Here is a 20,952-nt window from a genome sequence, read left to right on the forward strand (position 1 = left end):
GCTCAGAACAGCTTTGGAGCGGACATTTCTTCCTCATCTTCTTCACCCGGGAGTACACGGACAGTGGCCGACCGACTGATCATCCGTGGCGCGCGCGAGCACAACCTGCGTGACGTCAGTCTCGACCTGCCCCGGGACGCCCTGATCGTGTTCACGGGCCTCTCCGGGTCGGGCAAGTCGAGCCTGGCCTTCGACACGATCTTCGCCGAGGGGCAGCGCCGCTACGTCGAGTCGCTGTCGTCGTACGCGCGGCAGTTCCTCGGCCAGATGGACAAGCCGGACGTCGACTTCATCGAGGGCCTGAGCCCGGCGGTCTCCATCGACCAGAAGTCCACCTCGCGCAACCCGCGCTCGACGGTGGGCACCATCACCGAGGTCTACGACTACCTCCGGCTGCTCTTCGCCCGCATCGGCGAGCCGCACTGCCCGGTCTGTGGCGAGCGGATCTCCCGGCAGACCCCGCAGCAGATCGTCGACCGGCTCCTCGCGATGACCGAGGGCACCCGGTTCATGGTGCTATCGCCGGTGGTGCGCGGTCGCAAGGGTGAGTACGTCGACCTCTTCGCCGAGCTCCAGGCCAAGGGCTACGCCCGGGCCCGGGTCGACGGCGTGGTGCACCCGCTGACCGAGCCGCCGAAGCTGAAGAAGCAGGAGAAGCACACCATCGAGGTGGTGATCGACCGGCTCGCCGTCAAGCCGAGCGCCAAGCAGCGGCTGACCGACTCGGTCGAGGCCGCCCTGGGCCTGTCCAACGGCCTGGTCCTGCTCGACTTCGTCGACCTGGCCGAGGACGATCCGGAGCGCGAGCGGCGCTACTCGGAGCACCTGGCCTGCCCCAACGACCACCCGCTCGCGATCGAGGACCTGGAGCCCCGGGTCTTCTCCTTCAACGCGCCCTACGGCGCGTGCCCCGAGTGCACCGGCCTGGGCACCAAGAAGGAGGTCGACCCCGAGCTGCTCGTCCCCGACCCGGAGCGTTCCCTGCGCGAGGGCGCGATCCTGCCCTGGTCGACCGGGCACAACCTGGAATATTTCCTGCGCCTGCTGGAAGCTCTCGGCGAGGCCGAGCACTTCGACGTCGACACGCCCTGGCGGGCCCTGCCGTCGCGGGCACAGAAGACGATCCTGCACGGCTCCGGCGACCAGGTGCACGTGCGCTACCGCAACAAGTTCGGCCGCGAGCGCTCCTACTACACCGGCTTCGAGGGCGTGGTGCAGTGGATCGAGCGTCGGCACACCGACACCGAGTCGGAGTGGTCGCGGGAGAAGTACGAGGGCTACATGCGCGACGTGCCCTGCGCGGCCTGCGGGGGCACCCGGCTCAAGCCCGAGGTGCTCGCGGTCACCCTGGCCGGCAGGAGCATCGCCGAGGTCTGCAACCTGTCCGTCGGCGAGGCCGCCGACCTGCTCGCCGGCATCGAGTTGACCGACCGGCAGAAGATGATCGCCGAGCGGGTGCTGAAGGAGATCAACGCCCGGCTGAGGTTCCTGCTCGACGTCGGTCTCGACTACCTCTCCCTGGACCGCCCGGCCGGCACCCTCTCCGGCGGCGAGGCGCAGCGCATCCGGCTGGCCACCCAGATCGGCTCCGGCCTGGTCGGCGTGCTCTACGTGCTCGACGAGCCGTCGATCGGGCTGCACCAGCGGGACAACCACCGGCTGATCGAGACCCTGGTCCGGCTGCGTGGCCTGGGCAACACGCTGATCGTGGTCGAGCACGACGAGGACACCATCCGCACCGCCGACTGGATCGTCGACATCGGCCCGGGTGCGGGCGAGCACGGTGGCAGGATCGTGCACAGCGGTTCCGTGCCGGCGCTGCTGGAGAACCCGGAGTCGGTGACCGGGGCATACCTCTCGGGCCGCCGGTCGATCCCGACGCCCCAGGGGCGCCGTCCGCAGACCCCGGACCGGGAGCTGGTGGTGCACGGCGCGCGCGAGCACAACCTGCGCAACCTGACCGTCCCGTTCCCGCTCGGCCAGCTCATCGCCGTCACCGGGCTCAGCGGCTCCGGCAAGTCCACGCTGGTCAACGACATCCTCTACGCGGTGCTGGCCAACCAGATCAACGGGGCCCGGCTGGTCCCCGGCCGGCACACCCGGGTCTCCGGGCTGGAGCACGTCGACAAGGTGGTCGGCGTCGACCAGTCGCCGATCGGCCGCACGCCGCGGTCCAACCCGGCCACCTACACGGGGGTCTGGGACCACGTCCGCAAGCTCTTCGCCGAGACCACCGAGGCCAAGGTCCGGGGGTACGGCCCCGGCCGGTTCTCGTTCAACGTCAAGGGTGGTCGCTGCGAGGCGTGCTCCGGCGACGGCACCATCAAGATCGAGATGAACTTCCTGCCCGACGTGTACGTCCCGTGTGAGGTCTGCAAGGGCGCCCGCTACAACCGGGAGACCCTGGAGGTGCACTACAAGGGCAAGACCGTCTCCGACGTGCTGGAGATGCCGATCGAGGAGGCGGCCGAGTTCTTCTCCGCCATCCCGGCCATCCACCGGCACCTCAGGACACTGGTCGACGTCGGCCTCGGCTACGTACGGCTCGGCCAGCCCGCGCCGACGCTGTCCGGCGGCGAGGCGCAGCGGGTCAAGCTCGCCTCCGAGTTGCAGAAGCGCTCCACCGGGCGGACGGTCTACGTACTCGACGAGCCGACCACCGGCCTGCACTTCGAGGACATCCGCAAGCTGCTGATGGTGCTGGAGGGGCTGGTCGACAAGGGCAACACGGTGATCACCATCGAGCACAACCTCGATGTGATCAAGTCGGCCGACTGGCTGATCGACATGGGCCCCGAGGGCGGTCACCGGGGCGGCACGGTGCTTGCCACCGGCACCCCCGAGGAGGTCGCCGAGGTGGCCGAGAGCCACACCGGTCACTTCCTGCGGCAGGTGCTCAGGCTCGACGGCGAGGCGAAGGGCGCGGCGGCGGCCACCTCCCGGGCGGCCAAGGCCAACGGCACGAAGTCCCGCGCCCGGAAGGTGCCGGCCGGGGCGCGCTGACGGCGCGTCTCCCGACCGCCGGCCCGGGCGAATCGCTGACCCCGGCTGTCCGGGCGGCCTGTACGGCCCGTCCGGACAGCCCCGCGGTCGCCGATCGGGTGAACCGTCGGGCAGAGTTCTCCGTGTACCCGAATGTGGCCGCAGATCATGACCAGGCGGCGGCAGCCGAGAGAAGGGCGAGGCATGAGTGACGATCAGGAGCTGACCGGGCCGGCGACACGGACGCGACGTACCCTGCTCGCGGGCGCGGGCGCCGTCGGCGCGGCGGTGGTCCTGGCCGCCTGCGGCAGCGACGACTCCGGCGACCCGGCAGCCCCGACCAGCGGCGGCCCGGCGGTGCCCAGCACCGGAGACGCCGGCGGCGGCGACCGCGAGGGCGCGCAGTCGCTGGCCCGTACGGCCGACATCCCGGTCGGCGGCGGCGCCGTCTACCCCGCCCAGGGTGTGGTGATCACCCAACCGCGTGCGGGCGAGTTCAAGGGGTTCGACTCGATCTGCACCCACCAGGGCTGCCCGGTGACGAACGTCGACGGCGGCACCATCAACTGCACCTGCCACTTCAGCAAGTTCTCGATCGAGGACGGCTCGGTGAAGGGCGGCCCGGCCACCAAGCCTCTCCCGGCGAAGAACGTCAAGGTCACCGGCGACCAGATCTCGCTGGCCTGACCGGTCGGGTGGGGCCGGCGATCCGACCTGGCCGCCGGCCCCGCTCAGCCCGCCGACCGGGCAGTCAGCCGCGCTCAGTCCGCTGCGGCGCTCGCCCCGACCGCCGACGGACGGTCCGCCGGCGTCGGCTCCCGCAGGGAGTTCGGTGGCAGAACCCGTTCCAGCCGCAGGATGCCGGCGACGCCGACGGCGTTGAGCAGCGCCAGCGCCAGCCAGGGCGCGGCGGTGTCGACCTCGTACAGGGTGCCGAAGAAGGCCGGCGCGACCATCGAGGCGATGACGAAGGAATACTGGAAGGCCGCCAGGTAGCGGCCCCGGGCGGCGACCGGTGCGGCAGCCGCGGCCAGCGCGGCGGACGCCGGCGCGTGCACCAGTTCCGCCACGGTGAACAGCAGCGTCGCCGTGACGAGCAGTGCGGCGACCACGCCGAGGCGCCCCGGGCCGAGGGCGGCCATGGCGATGCCCCAGGCCGTCCACAGGGCCGCGGCCAGCGCGATCGTTCGGGTGCGGCGGTGGCGTGGCAGGCGGGTGCCGACGGGCGCGGACAGCAGGGCGACGAGGAACGCGTTGCCGGCCAGGATGCCGGAGGTCAGCCACGCGGGTCCCCGCAGGTCCGTGAGCATCACCGTGGGCAGGGCCAGGCCGAGCATCATGCTGCTCAGCGCGAAGACGGTGTTCAGGCCGATGAGGGCGAGGAACGGCCGGTCCCGGACCAGGGTCGCGTACCCGCCCCGCCCCTTGTCCGCCGGGCGGACGGCGGCCGGCGGGATCCGCACGCACGCGGCGATGAGCACCGCGGCGAGGGCGAAGCAGGCCGCCGCCACGTAGGCCACCGCGCGGTAGGTGCCCGCCCGCCCGTCGGCCACCACCACCCCGGTGGTCAGACCCCCCACCGCCAACCCGGCGGTACGGGCGCCGTTGCTGATCGCGTACCAGGTGTCCCGGGTCCAGCCGCCCGGACTGCCGTCGGCGTAGTCGGCGACCGCGGTGAAGACGGCGGACCAGAAGAACCGCACCCCGACGGCGACCAGCGCCGCCGCCGCGAAGACGCCGACCGGGCTCCGCACCCAGGCGTACGCCAGGTAGCCGGCCGCCTGGAGCAGTTGGGCGGCGACGACCACGGGCAGCGCGCCCACCCGGTCGGCCAGCGCCCCCGCCCAGAGCGGCACCGGGAGGGTGAGCACGGTCGCCGCGCTGAGCAGCACCCCGAGCAGCGCCAGCGGCACGTCGGTCAGCCGCAGGAAGTACACCAGCGACAGGGGTAGGAACAGCCCGTTGCCGACTGAGTCGACGGTGAGCGCCGCCACGAGGATCGCACCCCCTCGGCTGCGTCCCGCGCGGTTCGTACCCATCTGCTGCGCCCCCCTCGTGTCGCCTCCTCGGCCAGGGGCGGATGCTAGCCGGGGGCGTTTCCGGCGGGCACCGGATTTGACCGGGCCGCCGGGGCGGCCCGGCCGGATTCGGCGTTCCGGGGCTGTCGGGGGCGCGGACTAGGCTTGCTGCCGTGGCTGACCCCTCGACCTACCGCCCCGCGCCCGGCACGATCCCGGAGGCACCGGGGGTCTACCGCTTCCGCGACGGCACCGGCCGGGTGATCTACGTCGGCAAGGCGAAGAGCCTGCGCAGCCGGCTCAACTCCTACTTCGCCGACCTGTGGGGCCTGCACCAGCGCACCCAGCAGATGGTCACCACCGCCGAGTCGGTGGACTGGGTCACCGTGGGCACCGAGGTCGAGGCGCTCCAGCTCGAATACACCTGGATCAAGCAGTACGACCCGCGCTTCAACGTTCGCTACCGCGACGACAAGTCCTACCCCTACCTGGCGGTCACCCTCAACGAGGAGTTCCCCCGGTTGCAGGTGATGCGTGGTGCCAAGCGCAAGGGGGTGCGCTACTTCGGTCCCTACTCGCATGCCTGGGCGATCCGCGAGACGCTCGACCTGCTGCTGCGGGTCTTTCCGGCGCGCACCTGCTCGGCCGGAGTCTTCAAGCGCGCCGGCCAGGTCGGCCGCCCCTGCCTGCTGGGCTACATCGACAAGTGTTCGGCCCCCTGCGTCGGCAGCGTCACCCCCGAGCAGCACCGGGAGATCGTCGACGGCTTCTGCGACTTCATGGCCGGCCGCACCGACACGATGGTGCGCGGGCTGGAACGGGAGATGACCGAGGCCAGCGAGCAGTTGGAGTTCGAGCGGGCGGCCCGGCTACGCGACGACGTGGCCGCGCTGCGCCGGGCGATGGAGAAGCAGACCGTCGTGCTCGGTGACGGCACCGACGCCGACGTGGTCGCGTTCGCCGACGACCTTCTCGAAGCGGCCGTCCAGGTCTTCCACGTGCGCGACGGCCGGGTCCGTGGCCAGCGCGGCTGGGTGGTGGAGAAGACCGAGGAGTTGAGCACGGGCGACCTGGTGCACCACTTCTGCACCCAGGTCTACGGCGACGAGCAGGGCGAAGCCGACGTGCCCCGCGAGCTGCTCGTGCCGGCGTTGCCCGCCGACGCCGACGCACTGGCCGACTGGCTCTCCGGCCGTCGGGGCAGTCGGGTGACCCTGCGGGTGCCGCAGCGTGGCGACAAGCGGTCCCTGCTGGAGACGGTCGAGCGCAACGCGAAGGACGCCCTCACCCGGCACAAGCTGCGCCGGGCCGGCGACCTGACCACCCGGAGCAAGGCGCTCGACGAGATCAGCGAGGCGCTCGACATGCGCACCTCGCCGCTGCGCATCGAGTGTTTCGACATCTCCCAGATGCAGGGCACCGACGTGGTGGCGAGCATGGTCGTCTTCGAGGACGGGCTGCCCCGCAAGAGCGAATACCGGCGTTTCATCATCCGTGGCGCCACCGACGACCTCTCCGCCATGTCGGAGGTGCTGCGCCGCCGCTTCGCCCGCTACCTCGACGCCCGCGCCGAGACCGGCGAGGCGGGCGTCGAGCCGGCCGACGACTCCGCCGTCCCGGTCGCGCCTGACGACCTCACCGCCCCGGTCGGGCCGCAGGCCAGCACAGACCCGGTCGCGCCTGACGACCTCACCGCCCCGGTCGGGCCGGAGGCCAGCACGGTCCCGGCCGGGACCGACGAGCCTCGGGTGGGTGCCCTGATCGACCCGACCACCGGACGGCCGCGCCGGTTCGCGTACCCGCCGCAGCTGGTGGTGGTCGACGGCGGCGCGCCGCAGGTCGCGGCAGCGGCCCAGGCCCTCGCGGAGCTGGGCATCGACGACGTCGCGCTGTGCGGCCTGGCCAAGCGGCTGGAGGAGGTCTGGCTGCCCGACGACGAGTTCCCGGTCATTCTGCCGCGCACCTCGGAAGGGCTCTACCTGCTGCAACGGGTGCGCGACGAGGCGCACCGCTTCGCCATCACCTTCCACCGGCAGCGGCGCTCCAAGCGGATGACCGAGTCGGCGCTGGACAGGGTGCCCGGCCTGGGGGAGGTGCGCCGCAAGGCGCTGCTGCGCCACTTCGGCTCGCTCAAGCGGCTCTCCGCCGCCACCGTGGAGGAGATCACCGAGGTGCCCGGCGTCGGCCGGCGCACTGCCGAGGCGATCCTGGCCGCGCTGGGTGGCGAGGCGAAGGCGCCGACAGCGGACTGACCGCGCCGCCGGCTCGGCTCGTGCGCCGAGCACCCACCCGGCCGACGGTCACTCGGCCAGGACGGTCAGGATCTGCTCGCCGTACTTGGCGAGCTTGTTCTCGCCGACCCCGCTGACCTGGGACAGCTCCGCCAGCGAGGTGGGCGCGTCGGTGGCGATCTGTCGCAGCGTGGCGTCGTGGAAGATCACGTAGGCCGGGACGCCCTGCTCCTTGGCGGCGGCCCCCCGCCACGCGCGCAGCCGCTCGAAGACCCCGGCGGCGGTCGGGGACAACTCGGCGACGACGGTGGCCGCCCCGCGCGGCTTGGCAGCCCGGGACGAGGCGACCTTCTCCGGCTCGCGGCGCATCATCACCGTGCGGCGGCGGCCCAGCACCTCCGCGCTGGCCTCGGTGAGGGCCAGCGTGCCGTAGTCGCCCTCGACGGCCAGCAGCCCCTCGGCCAGCAGTTGCCGCACCACGCCGCGCCACTCGGCCTCGCGCAGCTCGACGCCGATGCCGAACACGGTCAGCGAGTCGTGACCGTACTGGGTGACCTTGTCGGTCGCGCGGCCGAGCAGGATGTCGACGCAGTGCCCCGCACCGAAGCGCTGGTTGCGTTCCCGGTCGAGCCGGAAGATCGTGGAGAGCAGCTTCTGCGCCGCGACGGTGCCGTCCCAGGACTCCGGCGGGCTGAGGCAGGTGTCGCAGTTGCCGCAGGCGGCGGTGGCCTTCTCGCCGAAGTAGTCGAGCAGTTGCCCGCGCCGGCAGCGGACCGTCTCGCAGAGAGCGAGCATCGCGTCGAGGTGGGCGGCGAGGTTGCGCCGGTGGGTGAGGTCACCGTCGGAGGTCTCGATCATCTTGCGCTGCTGGACCACGTCCTGGAGCCCGTACGCCAGCCAGGCGGTCGACGGTAGGCCGTCGCGCCCGGCGCGCCCGGTCTCCTGGTAGTAGCCCTCGACCGACTTGGGCAGGTCGAGGTGGGCGACGAAGCGGACGTCGGGCTTGTCGATGCCCATGCCGAAGGCGATGGTCGCCACCATCACCAGGCCGTCCTCGCGAAGGAAACGCTGCTGGTTGCGCGCGCGGGTGCCCGCGTCCAGGCCGGCGTGGTAAGGCAGTGCGGCGACGCCGTTGGCGGTGAGGAGCTCCGCCGTCTTGTCCACCGAGGCGCGGGACAGGCAGTAGACGATGCCGGCGTCGCCGGGGTGCTCGTCGCGCAGCAGACTCAGCAGCTGCTTGCGCGGCTCGCGCTTGGGCACGATGCGGTACTGGATGTTGGGCCGGTCGAAGCTGGCCACGAAGTGCCGGGCGTCGGTCAGCTTCAGCCGGGTGGCGATCTCGTCCCGGGTCGCGCTGGTCGCGGTGGCGGTGAGCGCGATCCGGGGTACGTCCGGCCAGCGCTCGTGCAACATCGACAGGGCGAGGTAGTCGGGGCGGAAGTCGTGCCCCCACTGCGACACGCAGTGTGCCTCGTCGATGGCGAACAGGGCGATCCTGCCCCGGTCGAGCAACTGCTGCACCCCTCGGGTGCCCAGCGCCTCCGGGGCGAGATAGAGCAGGTCCAGTTCGCCGGCGACGAACGCCCGCTCCACCACGCGGCGGGCGTCGAGATCCTGGGTCGAGTTGAGGAAGCCGGCGCGGACACCGACCGCCGTCAGCGCGTCGACCTGGTCCTGCATCAGCGCGATCAGCGGGGAGACCACCACCGCCACGCCGTCGCGGACCAGCGCCGGGATCTGGTAGCACAGTGACTTGCCGCCACCGGTGGGCATCAGGACCAGCGCGTCGCCGCCGGCCACCACGTGGTCGATCACCTCCTGCTGGAAGCCGCGGAAGGCGTCGTAGCCGAACACCCGGCGCAGCACCTCCAGGGCGTCGGAGGACCGCAGGTCGGTGGGGGAAGCCATCCGGAGATTCTACGAACCCGCCCCGACAGCCGGGTGACCCGAGTGGGCGGGGCACGCCGTGCCGTGTTGCCATGGCGTGCCACAGGGCCGGCCGGTGGCTTCGGCACGCGGGCCCGTACCAGGAGAATCAATCCCATGGAAAGCGACCTTCTCCTCGCTCGCCGCGCCGCCCTCGCCGGTGCCACGGTCGGCATGCGGTACTTCGTGGCCCTCGCTCAGCTTCCTCAGCAGCTGAAACCGGATGGCAGCGTGGTGACAGCGGCCGACCGGGCGGTGGAAGCCGCCATCCGGGAGGTTCTGGCCGCCGCGCGCCCAGGCGACGCCGTCCTGGGCGAGGAGGAGGGGCAGACCGGGCACGGCGGCCGGCGCTGGATCGTCGACCCGATCGACGGTACCGCTCTGTTCGTCGCCGGCGACAACCGCTGGTTGGTGCTCGTCGCGTTGGAGGAGGCTGGCGAAATCGTCGTCGGGGTGGCTGCGGTTCCCGCTCAGGGCAGGATCTGGTGGGCGCAGCGAGGCGACGGCGCGTTCGAGGCGGACATCTCCGGTTCGAGCCTGACCAACGAACGGCGGATCGCGGTCGACCGGGACAGCCCGGACGAGCTGCCCGGGAGCCGGCTCAGCGTGATCCCCACCGACCCTGAGCTCTCCCAGGCCGAACGTGAGTTCGTCGCGCCGCTGGGGGCGGTGACGCTGGCCGTTCCGTGGAGCACCCATGCCGCGCTGCTCGTCGCCCGTGGACAACTGGACCTCGTCGTCCAGACCCGGGGGCAGGTGTGGGACTACGCGGCGACATCGCTGATCGTCGAAGAGGCTGGCGGGTGTTTCGGCGGGCTCGACGGGCAGGTCCGGCCGACGCCCGGGCCGGCGCTGTTCGCACGCAGCGCCGCCCTGCACGCCTCCGCGTTGCGGATCCTCAACCCCGGCGGCGACCGCCCGACGACCACCTGATCGGTACGCCAGGCGACGATCCACCGACCAGCCCGCGGCCGGGCCTCGGTGCCCAGGCCGGTCCGACCGTGGCCTTGGCGGTCGATGCGTCCGGCGAGGGATAGAGTCGCAGATCGACCAGTCGCGGTCAGCCGACCGCGCCACCCGTGGGGAGCAGGCAGTGAACGAGGCGTGGACGCCCGAGGCTCGGGTCAGCGAGGACCCGACACCGACGGAGTCGGACACCACCCTGGTGGTGGTCACCGGGCTTTCCGGCGGTGGCCGCAGCACGGTGGCCCGGGCACTGGAGAACGTCGGTTTCTACGTGGTGGACAACCTTCCCCAGGCGCTCATGCTCGACATGGCCGAGCTGGCGTTCAAGGCGGGCGGGGCCGCCCGGCGTACGGCGATGGTGCTGGACGTGCGCTCGCGCGCCTTCTCCACCGACCTGGCCGGTGCGATCCGGGAGCTGAAGGAGCGTGGCTTCTCGCCCCGGGTGGTCTTCGTCGACGCCGACGACGAGGTGCTGATCCGGCGGTTCGAGAGCGTCCGGCGCTCGCACCCGTTGCAGGGCGACGGGCGGCTCGCCGACGGCATCGCGGTCGAGCGCGGCCTGCTGGAGGAGGCCCGCGACCAGGCCGACGTGATCATCGACACCAGCCACCTGAACGTCAACCAGCTGCGCCGCCGCGTCGAGGAGCTCTTCGGCGGGGAGGACGCCCGTCGGCTGCGGGTCACCGTGCTCTCCTTCGGCTTCAAGTACGGACTGCCGCCGGACGCCGACTTCGTGCTCGACGCCCGTTTCCTGCCCAATCCGTACTGGGTGCCCGAGCTGCGCGAGCACACCGGCCGGGAGGAGGCGGTCAGCTCGTACGTGCTGGGGCAGGAGGGCGCGGACGCGTTCGTCACGTCGTACGCCGACCTGGTCAACGCCACCACCGTCGGCTTCGAGCGGGAGGGCAAGCGCTACCTGACCGTGGCGGTCGGCTGCACCGGTGGCAAGCACCGCAGTGTGGCCATCGCCGAGGAGTTGGCCGCCCGGCTGCGCCACTCCGGTCTGGCCGCCAACGCCCAGCACCGTGACCTGGGGCGCGAATGACGGCGACGCGGGTGGTCGCCTTCGGCGGCGGGCACGGCCTGTCCGCCTCGCTGCGCGCACTGCGCCGGTGCGCACCGGAGCTGGACCTGGACATCACGGCGGTGGTCACCGTCGGCGACGACGGTGGCTCCAGCGGCCGGCTGCGGGCCGAGCGGGGCGGCCTGCCCCCGGGCGACCTGCGGCAGGCACTGGTCGCGCTGGCCGGGGACCATCCGGCCACCCGGCGCAGTGCCGGGCTCTTCCAGCACCGCTTCGCCAAGGTGCCGGCGTCCGGCGTCGACGACGCGGCCCGTGCGGGGAGCGGTTTGGAAGGGCATCTTCCTGACGTTTCCGGTAGCGGAAGGGCCCACTCCAATCCGAATCCGGTCGGGGTCGACCCGGGCGCGGGCGGCGGGCGGGGGAGTACCGGTGTCGACGGGCTGGCCGGGCACGCGGTGGGCAACCTGGTGCTCTGTGGGCTGATGGAGCTGCTCGGCGACCCGGTGGCGGCCCTGGAACATGCCGGCGCGATGCTCGGCTCGGTGGGCCGGGTGCTGCCGATGTCGTGCGAGCCGGTGGGGATCGAGGCACGGGTACGCGGTGCCGACCCGCGCCGGCCGGACGAGGTGGGCACGATCACCGGCCAGCACCAGGTCGCGGTGACCACCGGGCGGGTCGAGTCGCTGCGGCTCACTCCGGCCGCGCCGAAGGCCTGCCCGCAGGCGGTCGCCGCGATCGGCGCGGCCGACTGGCTGATCTTCGGGCCGGGTAGCTGGTACACGAGCCTGCTGCCGCACCTGCTGGTGCCGGAACTGGCCGCCGCGATCGTCGCAAGCCCGGCGCGGCGGCTCGTCACCCTGAACCTCGCAGCCGAGAAGGAGACCTCGGGGCTCTCCCAGGCCGACCACCTGGCCGCGCTGCGCTGGTACCTGCCGGAGCTGAAGGTCGACCGTGTGGTCGCCGATTCCAAGGCGGCGGGTGACCCCGAACCGGTCGAGCGTGCGGCAGAATCGCTGGGTGCCCGACTGGTCCTCGCTCCCGTCGCGGTCACCGACGGCACTCCCCGTCATGATCCGGCCGCCCTGGGCGCCGCACTGGTGCCTGTCCTGGGCTCCGATCGTTAGACACGTACGTAATCTCCGGCGACACGCCGGAACAGGTCGGTGAGGGGACGCACTATGGCGATGACGGCTGCGGTCAAGGACGAGCTGAGTCGGGTCGACGTGCCCAAGCCCTGCTGCCGTCGGGCGGAGATGGCGGCGCTGCTGCGCTTCGCCGGCGGGCTGCACATCGTCTCCGGCCGGGTCGTGGTGGAGGCTGAACTCGACACCGGGGCGGTGGCCCGGCGGCTGCGGCGGGAGATCGCCGAGGTCTACGGATATCCGAGCGAGATCCACGTGCTCGCCTCCGGTGGCCTGCGTAAGGGCAGCCACTTCATTGTCCGGGTGGTCAAGGACGGTGAGGCCCTCGCGCGGCAGACCGGGCTACTCGACGTCCGGGGGCGCCCGGTTCGGGGCCTGCCGCCGCACGTCGTCGCCGCGAACGTCTGCTGCGCGGTGTCGGCCTGGCGGGGCGCGTTCATGGCGCACGGCTCGCTGACCGAGCCTGGCCGCTCCAGCGCGCTGGAGATCACCTGCCCCGGCCCGGAATCCGCACTGGCCCTGGTGGGCGCGGCCCGCCGCATCGGCATCACCGCGAAGAACCGTGAGGTGCGCGGCGTGGACCGGGTGGTGGTCAAGGACGGCGACGCGATCGCCGCACTGCTCACCCGGATCGGCGCCCACTCCAGCGTGCTGGCCTGGGAGGAGCGCCGGGTGCGCCGCGAGGTGCGGGCCACGGCGAACCGGCTGGCCAACTTCGACGACGCCAACCTGCGCCGCTCGGCGCGGGCCGCGGTCGCCGCCGCCGCCCGGGTGACCCGGGCCCTGGAGATCCTCGCCGAGGACGCGCCCAACCACCTCACCTCGGCCGGCCGGCTGCGCCTGGAGCACCGGCAGGCCTCGCTGGAGGAGTTGGGCGCGCTGGCCGATCCGCCGTTGACCAAGGACGCGATCGCCGGCCGGATCCGCCGGTTGCTGGCGCTGGCCGACAAGCGGGCCCGGGACCTGGGCATCCCGGATACGGAAGCGGCCGTCACACCCGACATGCTCGTGGTCTGATAGGACGGTGGGGGTCGGCGGTGCCGCTGGGATCACCACCCGGCGCTGCGCGGCCCCGCACGCTCGGATAGGGTCGCTGCGTACGGCAAGGAGGCCGGCACAGGCACTCCTCGCCGTGCACACCGCCTCGGGCGGTCGGGTCCTTCGAGACCGCGGCGGGGTGGCCGAGATGAAACGTCAACGGCCGGCTCCACCGGTCGGCGCACACACCTCCGCCGGCCCGGATCTCATGCCGGCGGACCAGAACGCAAGGAGATGGGACCTGTGACCATCCGGGTTGGCATCAACGGCTTCGGCCGGATCGGCCGCAACTTCTTCCGGGCAGTGCTGGCGTCCGGCGCTGACATCGAGGTCGTGGCGGTCAACGACCTGACCGACAACGCGACGCTCGCCCACCTGCTCAAGTACGACAGCATCCTGGGCCGCCTGCCGCACGAGGTGAAGGCCACCGCCGACGAGATCATCGTGGGCGGCAAGGCCATCAAGGCGTACGCGGAGAAGGACCCGGCGGCGCTGCCGTGGGGCGACGCCGGCGTGGACGTGGTCATCGAGTCCACCGGCTTCTTCACCGACGCCAACAAGGCGAAGGCACACGTCGCCGGCGGGGCCAAGAAGGTCATCATCTCCGCCCCGGCGAAGAACGAGGACGTCACGGTCGTCATGGGCGTCAACAGCGACCAGTACGACCCGGCCAAGCACACCATCATCTCGAACGCCTCCTGCACCACCAACTGCCTCGCGCCGATGGCGAAGGTCCTGCAGGACACCTTCGGCATCCAGCACGGCCTGATGACGACGATCCACGCGTACACCCAGGACCAGAACCTCCAGGATGCGCCGCACTCCGACCTGCGCCGGGCCCGCGCCGCCGCGCTGAACATCGTGCCGACCTCGACCGGCGCGGCGAAGGCGATCGGCCTGGTGCTGCCGGAGCTGAAGGGCAAGCTGGACGGCTACGCGCTGCGGGTGCCGATCCCGACCGGCTCGGCCACCGACCTCACCGTCAACGTCAACCGTGAGACCACGGTGGACGAGGTCAACGCCGCGATGAAGGCCGCCGCCGAGGGTCCGCTCAAGGGCATCCTGGTCTACAACGAGGACCCGATCGTCTCCTCGGACATCGTCACCGACCCGGCGTCGTGCATCTTCGACGCGCCGTTGACCAAGGTCGTCGGCAACCAGGTCAAGGTCGTCGGCTGGTACGACAACGAGTGGGGCTACTCGAACCGCCTGGTCGACCTGGTCAAGCTCGTCGGTAAGTCCCTGTGAGGAAGTTGGCGGTCACGAACGGAGGGCTGGCGTAAGTGAGCATCCGTACCCTCGACGACCTGCTCGCCGAGGGGGTGTCGGGTCGGCGCGTGCTGGTACGCGCCGACCTGAACGTCCCACTCGACAAGCAGTCCGGCGACATCAGTGACGACGGCCGTATCCGGGCCGTGCTGCCCACCCTGAGCGCCCTCACCGCTGCCGGCGCCAAGGTGGTCGTCTGCTCGCACCTGGGCCGCCCGAAGGGCGCCCCGGATCCGCAGTTCAGCCTGCGCCCGGTCGCCGGGCGCCTCGGCGAGCTGCTCGGCGCGCCGGTGCACTTCGCCACCGACACCGTCGGTGAGTCCGCCAGCGCCACGGTGGACACGCTCGCCGACGGCGAGGTCGCGGTGCTGGAGAACCTGCGGTTCAACAAGGGCGAGACCAGCAAGGACGACGCCGAGCGGGGCGCCTTCGCCGACCAGCTCGCCGGGTTCGGCGACGCCTACGTCGACGACGCGTTCGGCGCGGTGCACCGCAGGCACGCCAGCGTCCACGACGTGCCGGCCCGGCTGCCGCACGTCGCCGGCCGGCTGGTGCTGCGCGAGGTGGAGGTCCTGTCCCGGCTGACCGGCGAGCCGGAGCGCCCGTACGTCGTGGTGCTCGGCGGTTCGAAGGTCTCCGACAAGCTCGCGGTCATCGAGGCGCTGCTGCCGACGGTCGACCGGCTGCTCATCGGCGGCGGGATGTGCTTCACCTTCCTCAAGGCCCAGGGCCACGAGGTGGGCTCCTCGCTGCTGGAGGAGGAGATGGTCGAGACCTGCCGCAACCTGCTGGAGCGCTCCGAGGGCAAGATCATGCTCCCGGTCGACGTGGTGGCCGCGGACGCGTTCGCCCCGGATGCCGCGCACGACACCGTGCCGGCCGACGGCATCCCGAGCAGGCGGGTCGGGCTGGACATCGGGCCGGAGACGGTCGCCGGGTTCTCCGCCGCCCTCAAGGGCGCGCGGACGATCTTCTGGAACGGCCCGATGGGCGTGTTCGAGATGCCGGCGTTCGCCCACGGCACCCGCGGGATCGCCGAGACGATCGCGAAGACCGACGCGTTCACCGTCGTCGGTGGCGGTGACTCGGCGGCGGCGGTCCGTGCCCTCGGGCTGGACGAGTCGTCCTTCGGGCACATCTCCACCGGCGGTGGCGCCTCCCTGGAATACCTGGAGGGCAAGACCCTCCCCGGCATCGCGGCCCTGGAGAACTGATGGCGAGCGTCACCCGCCGGCCCCTGATGGCCGGCAACTGGAAGATGAACTGCAACCACCTCGAGGCCAACCTGCTGGTGCAGAAGCTGGCGGCCAGCCTCACCGAGAAGCAGCTCACCGACGTCGAGACGGTGGTCCTGCCGCCGTTCACCGACCTGCGTACGGTGCAGACCGCCGTCGACGGCGACAAGCTGCTCATCGGCTACGGCGGGCAGGACCTCTCGCCGCACGCGTCGGGGGCCTACACCGGGGACATCTCCGGCCCGATGCTGGCGAAGCTGGGCTGCACCTACGTGACGATCGGGCACTCGGAGCGGCGGGCCTACCACCACGAGGACGACGCGATCGTCAACGCCAAGGTGCAGGCGGCGCTGACCCACGGGCTCACCCCGATCCTCTGCGTGGGCGAGGGGCTCGACGTCCGGGAGAACGGCACCCATGTGGCGCACTGCAGCGACCAGCTCGACGGCGCGCTGAAGGGGCTGACCGCCGAGCAGGTGGCGAAGGTCGTGGTGGCGTACGAGCCGGTCTGGGCGATCGGCACGGGCCGGACGGCCACCCCGGAGGACGCCCAGGAAGTGTGCGGCGCGGTCCGGCAGCGCCTGGCCGAGTCCTTCGGCCAGGACACCGCCGACAAGGTCCGGGTGCTCTACGGCGGGTCGGTCAAGTCCTCAAACGTCGCGGCGATCATGGCTCAGCCTGACGTCGACGGGGCACTCGTGGGCGGCGCGAGCCTGGACGCCGAGGAGTTCGCGAAGATCTGCCGGTTCCCGGAGCACATCACCCGCTGATCGCTCGCTATCCTTGACTCCGCCCGTCCGTCGGTCGGTGCCACCGTGCCCGATCTGTCCGGGCGAGGATCGTAACGAGAGGACTGACCCCAGCCATGCCGATCTGGTTCGCATACACGTTGATCGTGTTGCTGGTCATCACGAGCGTTCTGTTGACCCTGCTGATCCTGCTGCACCGCGGTAAGGGCGGCGGGATGTCGAGCATGTTCGGCGGTGGCGTCAGCTCCAGCCTCGCCGGTTCCTCGGTGGCGGAGAAGAACCTCGACCGCTACACCGTCCTGGTGGGCATCGTCTGGTTCGCCTCCATCGTCGGGCTGGGCCTCTGGCTCCGCCTCCAGCAGGCCAGCGGCGTAGTCTGAGCCCACCGAGTCGTACAATTTGCGCGCGGTCCGTCATCGACGGACCGCGCGCAGTTCGTTTCACCCGCTGCACCGCGTCGCCCGTCGCCCCTCCGCGGCGGTCCCCCTCCGACGACAGGAGCGAGCAGCCGTGCCCATTGGCAACGTCATCCGGGGCACCCGGGCCGGATCTCTGCCCGCCCACCGCGCCGAGCGCCACCAGCCGGCCCCGTGCCGGACGGTCACCTACTGGTGCCGCAACGACCATCACACGAACATCCGACTCGCCGCCGAGGTGGAGGTGCCGGAGGTGTGGGACTGTCCGCGCTGCGGCCTCCCTGCCGGCCAGGACGCGCAGAACCCGCCGGGCCGCGCCCGGCTCGAGCCCTACAAGACCCACCTGGCGTACGTGAAGGAGCGGCGCACCGCCGAGGAGGGGGAGGCGATCCTGGCCGAGGCCCTCGCCGCCCTGCGCCGCCGACGCGGCCGTGCCGCCACCTAGGCCGCCGAAGGTGTAAGGAAAGGGCCCTGGTTGACGCACAGCGTCAACCAGGGCCCTTTCTACTCACTTGTCAGCGCAGGCTGCGTAGGCGGGTCGGCACGTCGGCCGCCGCCGCCCGGTCCAACAGCCAGAGCGTACGGCCCGTGCCCCGAACGCCGGCCGCCGGCAGTTGCACCGGGCCCGCACCGGCCAGCGCCATGCCGACCGCCCGTGCCTTGTCGGCCCCGCTGGCCATCAGCCAGACCTCCTCGGCCGTGTTGATCGTCGGAAGGGTCAGCGTCGTACGCACCGGCGGGGGCTTCGGGCTGCCCCGCACCGCGCTGACCGGGCGGCTGTCGTGGTGCACCGGGTGCCCGGGGAAGACCGAGGCGACGTGCCCGTCCTCGCCGACGCCCAGCATCAGCACGTCGAAGTGGGGGAGAGCGGCGTGCCCCGGACGCGCCGCGCGGGCCAGTTCCTCGGCGTACCGGGCCGCAGCCTCCTCCGGGTCCGACCCGGCCGGGCCGTCGGAGGCGGGCATCGGGTGGACCCGGGCCGGATCCAGCGGCACCGCGTCCAGCAGCGTCGCGCGGGCCTGGGTCTCGTTGCGCTCGGGGTCGCCGGCGGGCAGGAACCGCTCGTCGCCCCACCAGACATCCACCCGGGACCAGTCCACGGCGTCCCGGGCCGGCAACCCCGCCACCGCCCGGTGCACCGCAGCGGCCATCCGCCCGCCGGTCAGCACCACCGACGCATGGCCCCGCTCGGCCTGCGCGTCGAGCAGCTTCACCACCAGCCGGGCGGCCACTGTCTGGGCCAGCAGGTCGGCGTCGGCATGGACGGCGACACTCGCCTCACTCATCTGATGTGCCTTCGTTTCTCCGGCCGCCGCGCGGCCGGTGTTCCGTCGGGCCGCCGGCAGTCGGGGCGCTCACTGCTCGGCGGTCGTTCCGGCGTGTGCGGTGACCCCCGCCTCGGCCCGCTGGGCAGTGGCCGGGTCCTTCCAGACGTGCACCCGCTGTGGCGGTCGCTGATCCAGGTCGGCCAGCCCGGCCGTCGTGCCCAGCGCCTCCGCGTAGACCTGGTCGGCGTCGAGCCGGCGCAACTCCTCGGCCAGTTCGTCGCCGAGCGGCCGGCGGACGAGCGGCAGCTGCCGCTCGTCCTGGCCGGTACGCCGGAACGTCGCCACGCTGTCGTCCCGGGTCAGGGTCAACGTGTCGTCGTTGGCGCAGCGGAGCTGCACCTCCCGCATCCGGGGCGACTCGTCGCTGTGTTCCCAGGTCGGCACGATGCCGAGCCGTGCGGCCAGCCAGCCCTGCATCAGCGCGGCGGTCGGGTCGGTGCGCGGGGCCACCACGGTCGCCTCGGTCACCCTGGCCTGGGTGGTGTCGAACGCCCCCGCCACCAGGGTGCGCCACGGGGTGATCCGGGTCCACGCCAGGTCGGTGTCGCCGGGCGCGTAGTCGCGGGCCCGTTGGCGCAGCGCCTCGATCGGGTCGGGGGCCTGCGCGGAGTCGGTGATCCGCCGGTCGGCCACCACGCCGAGGAAGTCGGTGGCGATCTCGGCCGGCGGCTCGCCGTGCCACCACGTCACCACCGGCACGTCCGGCACCAGCAGCGGCATCACCACCGACTCGGCGTGCAGGGCCAGCCGCCCGTACATCCGGGTGACCACCGCCTCGCACGGGCCGAGCCGGCCGCCGACGACGATTTCCGCGTCCAGCCGGTTGCGTTCGCGCTCCACGTCGGCGCGGACCACCACCACCAGCCGGCAGGGGTGGGCGGCGGCGGCTATCGTGGCCGCCGCCTCCGCCTCGCGGACCCGCTTCTCGTCCACCACCACGATCAGGGTGAGCGCCATGCCGCTGGCCACGCCGCCGGCGCTGCGCCGCTCGGCGGCCAGCGCCTTGACCACCTCGTTGCCGGTGGTGTCCCACAGGCCGATCAATGGAGCCTCCTGGTTTGCTCGCTGCGGCTGCTCACGCTCTCCGCCAGGCCCGGCCCTCGCGGGCCAGCATCTCGTCGGCGGCCCGGGGGCCCCACTCACCGGCCCGGTACTGCTCCGGCGTGGTGCCCGCCCAGGCGTGCTCCAGCGGGTCCACCACCTGCCAGCTCTGCTCGACCTCGGCGGCGTCCGGGAAGAGGGTGCGGTCGCCGATGAGCACGTCCAGCACGAGCCGCTCGTACGCCTCGGGGCTGGACTCGGTGAACGCCTCGCCGTACTGGAAGTCCATCGCGATGTCGCGGACCTCCATCGTGGTGCCGGGCACCTTGGAGCCGAACTTGAGCACGACGCCCTCGTCCGGCTGCACCCGGATCACGAGCTGGTTGTTGCCCAGCGACTCCATGTCGGCTTCGTTGAACGGCAGGTGCGGCGCCCGCTTGAACATGATGGCGACCTCGGTGACGCGGCGCGGCAGCCGCTTGCCGGCCCGGATGTAGAACGGCACCTCCGCCCAGCGGCGGTTCTGGATGCCGAGCCGGACGGCCACGTAGGTCTCCGTGGTGGAGTCCGCCGGGACACCCTCCTCCTCCAGGTATCCGACGGCACGCTCGCCACCCACCCAGCCGGGCAGGTACTGGCCGCGTACGGTGCCCTCGGCGACGTCCTTCGGCAGGGTGATCGCCCGGAGCACCTTGAGCTTCTCGGTGCGGATCTCGTCGGCGTCGAAGCTCGTCGGCTCCTCCATCGCCACCAGCGCCAGCAGTTGGAGCAGGTGGTTCTGGAACACGTCGCGGGCCGCGCCGGCCGAGTCGTAGAAGCCGGCGCGGGTGCCGATGCCGACGTCCTCGGCCATCGTGATCTGCACGGAGTCGACGTACTTGGAGTTCCACAGCGGCTCGAACAGGTTGTTGGCGAACCGCAGGGCGAGGATGTTCTGGACGGTTTCCTTGCCCAGGTAGTGGTCGATGCGGAAGACGTCCTTGCGGGTGAAGACGTCGTCGACCAGGTCGTTGAGCGCCTTCGCCGAGGGCAGGTCGTGCCCGAAGGGCTTCTCCACCACCACCCGGCGCCAGCCGCCGGACCTGGCGTTGTCGGCCATCCCGGTGCGGGCCAGCTGCTTGAGGACCACGGGGAACGCCGCCGGGGGGATGGAGAAGTAGAAGGCGGCGTTGCCCGGGATGCCGTGCGTCTGGCGCAGCTCGTCCAGCATTTCGGAGAGGTGGTCGAACGCGGCGTCGTCGTCGAACGAGCCGCCGACGAACTTGATGCTGCCGGCCAGCCGCGCCCACACCTCCTCCCGCCAGGGGGTGCGGGCGTGCTTCTTGGCGGCATCGTGGGCCAGTGACTCGAAGTCCCCGTCGCCCCAGTCCCGGCGGGCGAAACCGAGCACGACGAAGCCCGGGGGCAGCAGCCCCCGGTTCGCCAGGTCGTACACGGCCGGCAGGAGCTTCTTGCGGGCCAGGTCGCCGGTGACGCCGAAGATCACCAGAGCGCACGACTCCGGGATCCTCGGCAGCCGGCGGTCCTGCGGGTCGCGCAGCGGGTTCACGCCGCCTTCTCGCTCCGCGTCGTCCATGGTCCTCATCG

17 protein-coding genes are annotated in these 20,952 nt (G+C 72.0%); 12 read left to right on the plus strand and 5 right to left on the minus strand.

What is annotated here, in order from left to right:
* Positions 1-63: 63 nt before the first annotated feature.
* Together uvrA and GA0070608_RS19115 are read left to right on the plus strand one after the other, a co-directional pair.
* A complete protein-coding gene (uvrA, locus tag GA0070608_RS19110) occupies positions 64-3,003 on the plus strand; it encodes an excinuclease ABC subunit UvrA (RefSeq protein ID WP_091629948.1) in 2,940 nt (979 codons plus the stop codon).
* A gap of 183 nt (positions 3,004-3,186) precedes the next feature.
* On the plus strand, positions 3,187-3,669 hold the full coding sequence (locus GA0070608_RS19115) for a Rieske (2Fe-2S) protein (RefSeq protein WP_091629949.1): 483 nt from the start codon (positions 3,187-3,189) through the stop codon (positions 3,667-3,669).
* 74 nt (positions 3,670-3,743) lie between these two features.
* On the opposite strand, the gene GA0070608_RS19120 is transcribed toward GA0070608_RS19115, so the two are convergent.
* Positions 3,744-5,021: an MFS transporter gene (locus GA0070608_RS19120; protein ID WP_218107527.1), complete on the minus strand. Its 1,278-nt coding sequence runs from the start codon at positions 5,019-5,021 to the stop codon at positions 3,744-3,746.
* Positions 5,022-5,173: 152 nt separating this feature from the next.
* Here GA0070608_RS19120 and uvrC point away from each other — a divergent pair, with 152 nt between their 5' ends.
* Positions 5,174-7,252, plus strand: a complete 2,079-nt coding sequence (gene uvrC, locus GA0070608_RS19125) for an excinuclease ABC subunit UvrC (RefSeq protein ID WP_091629950.1) — start codon at positions 5,174-5,176, stop codon at positions 7,250-7,252.
* Between the two features lie 48 nt (positions 7,253-7,300).
* On the opposite strand, the gene recQ is transcribed toward uvrC, so the two are convergent.
* Positions 7,301-9,139, minus strand: a complete 1,839-nt coding sequence (recQ, locus tag GA0070608_RS19130) for a DNA helicase RecQ (protein WP_091629951.1) — start codon at positions 9,137-9,139, stop codon at positions 7,301-7,303.
* 135 nt (positions 9,140-9,274) lie between these two features.
* Here recQ and GA0070608_RS19135 point away from each other — a divergent pair, with 135 nt between their 5' ends.
* The 9 genes from GA0070608_RS19135 to GA0070608_RS19175 all read left to right on the plus strand — a co-directional run bounded on the left by GA0070608_RS19135 (position 9,275) and on the right by GA0070608_RS19175 (position 17,441).
* Entirely contained in the window at positions 9,275-10,090 is an 816-nt protein-coding gene (locus GA0070608_RS19135; protein ID WP_091629952.1) for an inositol monophosphatase family protein, read from the plus strand.
* A gap of 160 nt (positions 10,091-10,250) precedes the next feature.
* The gene (gene rapZ / locus GA0070608_RS19140; RefSeq protein WP_091629953.1) at positions 10,251-11,168 is read left to right on the plus strand and encodes an RNase adapter RapZ; all 918 of its coding nucleotides are present in this window, start codon (positions 10,251-10,253) and stop codon (positions 11,166-11,168) included.
* On the plus strand, positions 11,165-12,271 hold the full coding sequence (locus GA0070608_RS19145) for a gluconeogenesis factor YvcK family protein (RefSeq protein WP_091629954.1): 1,107 nt from the start codon (positions 11,165-11,167) through the stop codon (positions 12,269-12,271). Before rapZ ends, GA0070608_RS19145 begins: the two co-directional genes overlap by 4 nt.
* 54 nt (positions 12,272-12,325) lie before the next feature.
* Entirely contained in the window at positions 12,326-13,306 is a 981-nt protein-coding gene (whiA, locus tag GA0070608_RS19150; protein WP_088999356.1) for a DNA-binding protein WhiA, read from the plus strand.
* Positions 13,307-13,570: 264 nt separating this feature from the next.
* Entirely contained in the window at positions 13,571-14,575 is a 1,005-nt protein-coding gene (gap, locus tag GA0070608_RS19155; protein WP_091629955.1) for a type I glyceraldehyde-3-phosphate dehydrogenase, read from the plus strand.
* Positions 14,576-14,610: 35 nt separating this feature from the next.
* Positions 14,611-15,810 (plus strand): phosphoglycerate kinase, encoded by a 1,200-nt coding sequence (locus GA0070608_RS19160; RefSeq protein WP_091629956.1) that lies wholly within the window; start codon positions 14,611-14,613, stop codon positions 15,808-15,810.
* Complete coding sequence (gene tpiA / locus GA0070608_RS19165; RefSeq protein WP_091629957.1) at positions 15,810-16,601, plus strand: triose-phosphate isomerase; 792 nt, start codon at positions 15,810-15,812, stop codon at positions 16,599-16,601. Before GA0070608_RS19160 ends, tpiA begins: the two co-directional genes overlap by 1 nt.
* Positions 16,602-16,696: 95 nt before the next feature.
* The gene (gene secG, locus GA0070608_RS19170) at positions 16,697-16,960 is read left to right on the plus strand and encodes a preprotein translocase subunit SecG (RefSeq protein WP_091629958.1); all 264 of its coding nucleotides are present in this window, start codon (positions 16,697-16,699) and stop codon (positions 16,958-16,960) included.
* Positions 16,961-17,090: 130 nt separating this feature from the next.
* Entirely contained in the window at positions 17,091-17,441 is a 351-nt protein-coding gene (locus GA0070608_RS19175) for an RNA polymerase-binding protein RbpA (RefSeq protein ID WP_091629959.1), read from the plus strand.
* 70 nt (positions 17,442-17,511) lie between these two features.
* Here GA0070608_RS19175 and pgl read toward each other — a convergent pair whose 3' ends face one another.
* The 3 genes from pgl to zwf all read right to left on the minus strand — a co-directional run bounded on the left by pgl (position 17,512) and on the right by zwf (position 20,941).
* Positions 17,512-18,282 (minus strand): 6-phosphogluconolactonase, encoded by a 771-nt coding sequence (gene pgl / locus GA0070608_RS19180; RefSeq protein ID WP_091629960.1) that lies wholly within the window; start codon positions 18,280-18,282, stop codon positions 17,512-17,514.
* 69 nt (positions 18,283-18,351) lie between these two features.
* The gene (locus GA0070608_RS19185) at positions 18,352-19,368 is read right to left on the minus strand and encodes a glucose-6-phosphate dehydrogenase assembly protein OpcA (RefSeq protein WP_091629961.1); all 1,017 of its coding nucleotides are present in this window, start codon (positions 19,366-19,368) and stop codon (positions 18,352-18,354) included.
* A gap of 31 nt (positions 19,369-19,399) precedes the next feature.
* Positions 19,400-20,941 (minus strand): glucose-6-phosphate dehydrogenase, encoded by a 1,542-nt coding sequence (zwf, locus tag GA0070608_RS19190; protein ID WP_411970718.1) that lies wholly within the window; start codon positions 20,939-20,941, stop codon positions 19,400-19,402.
* Positions 20,942-20,952 lie beyond the last annotated feature (11 nt).

Source organism: Micromonospora peucetia (genome assembly GCF_900091625.1).
GTDB classification, from domain to species: Bacteria; Actinomycetota; Actinomycetes; order Mycobacteriales; family Micromonosporaceae; genus Micromonospora; species Micromonospora peucetia.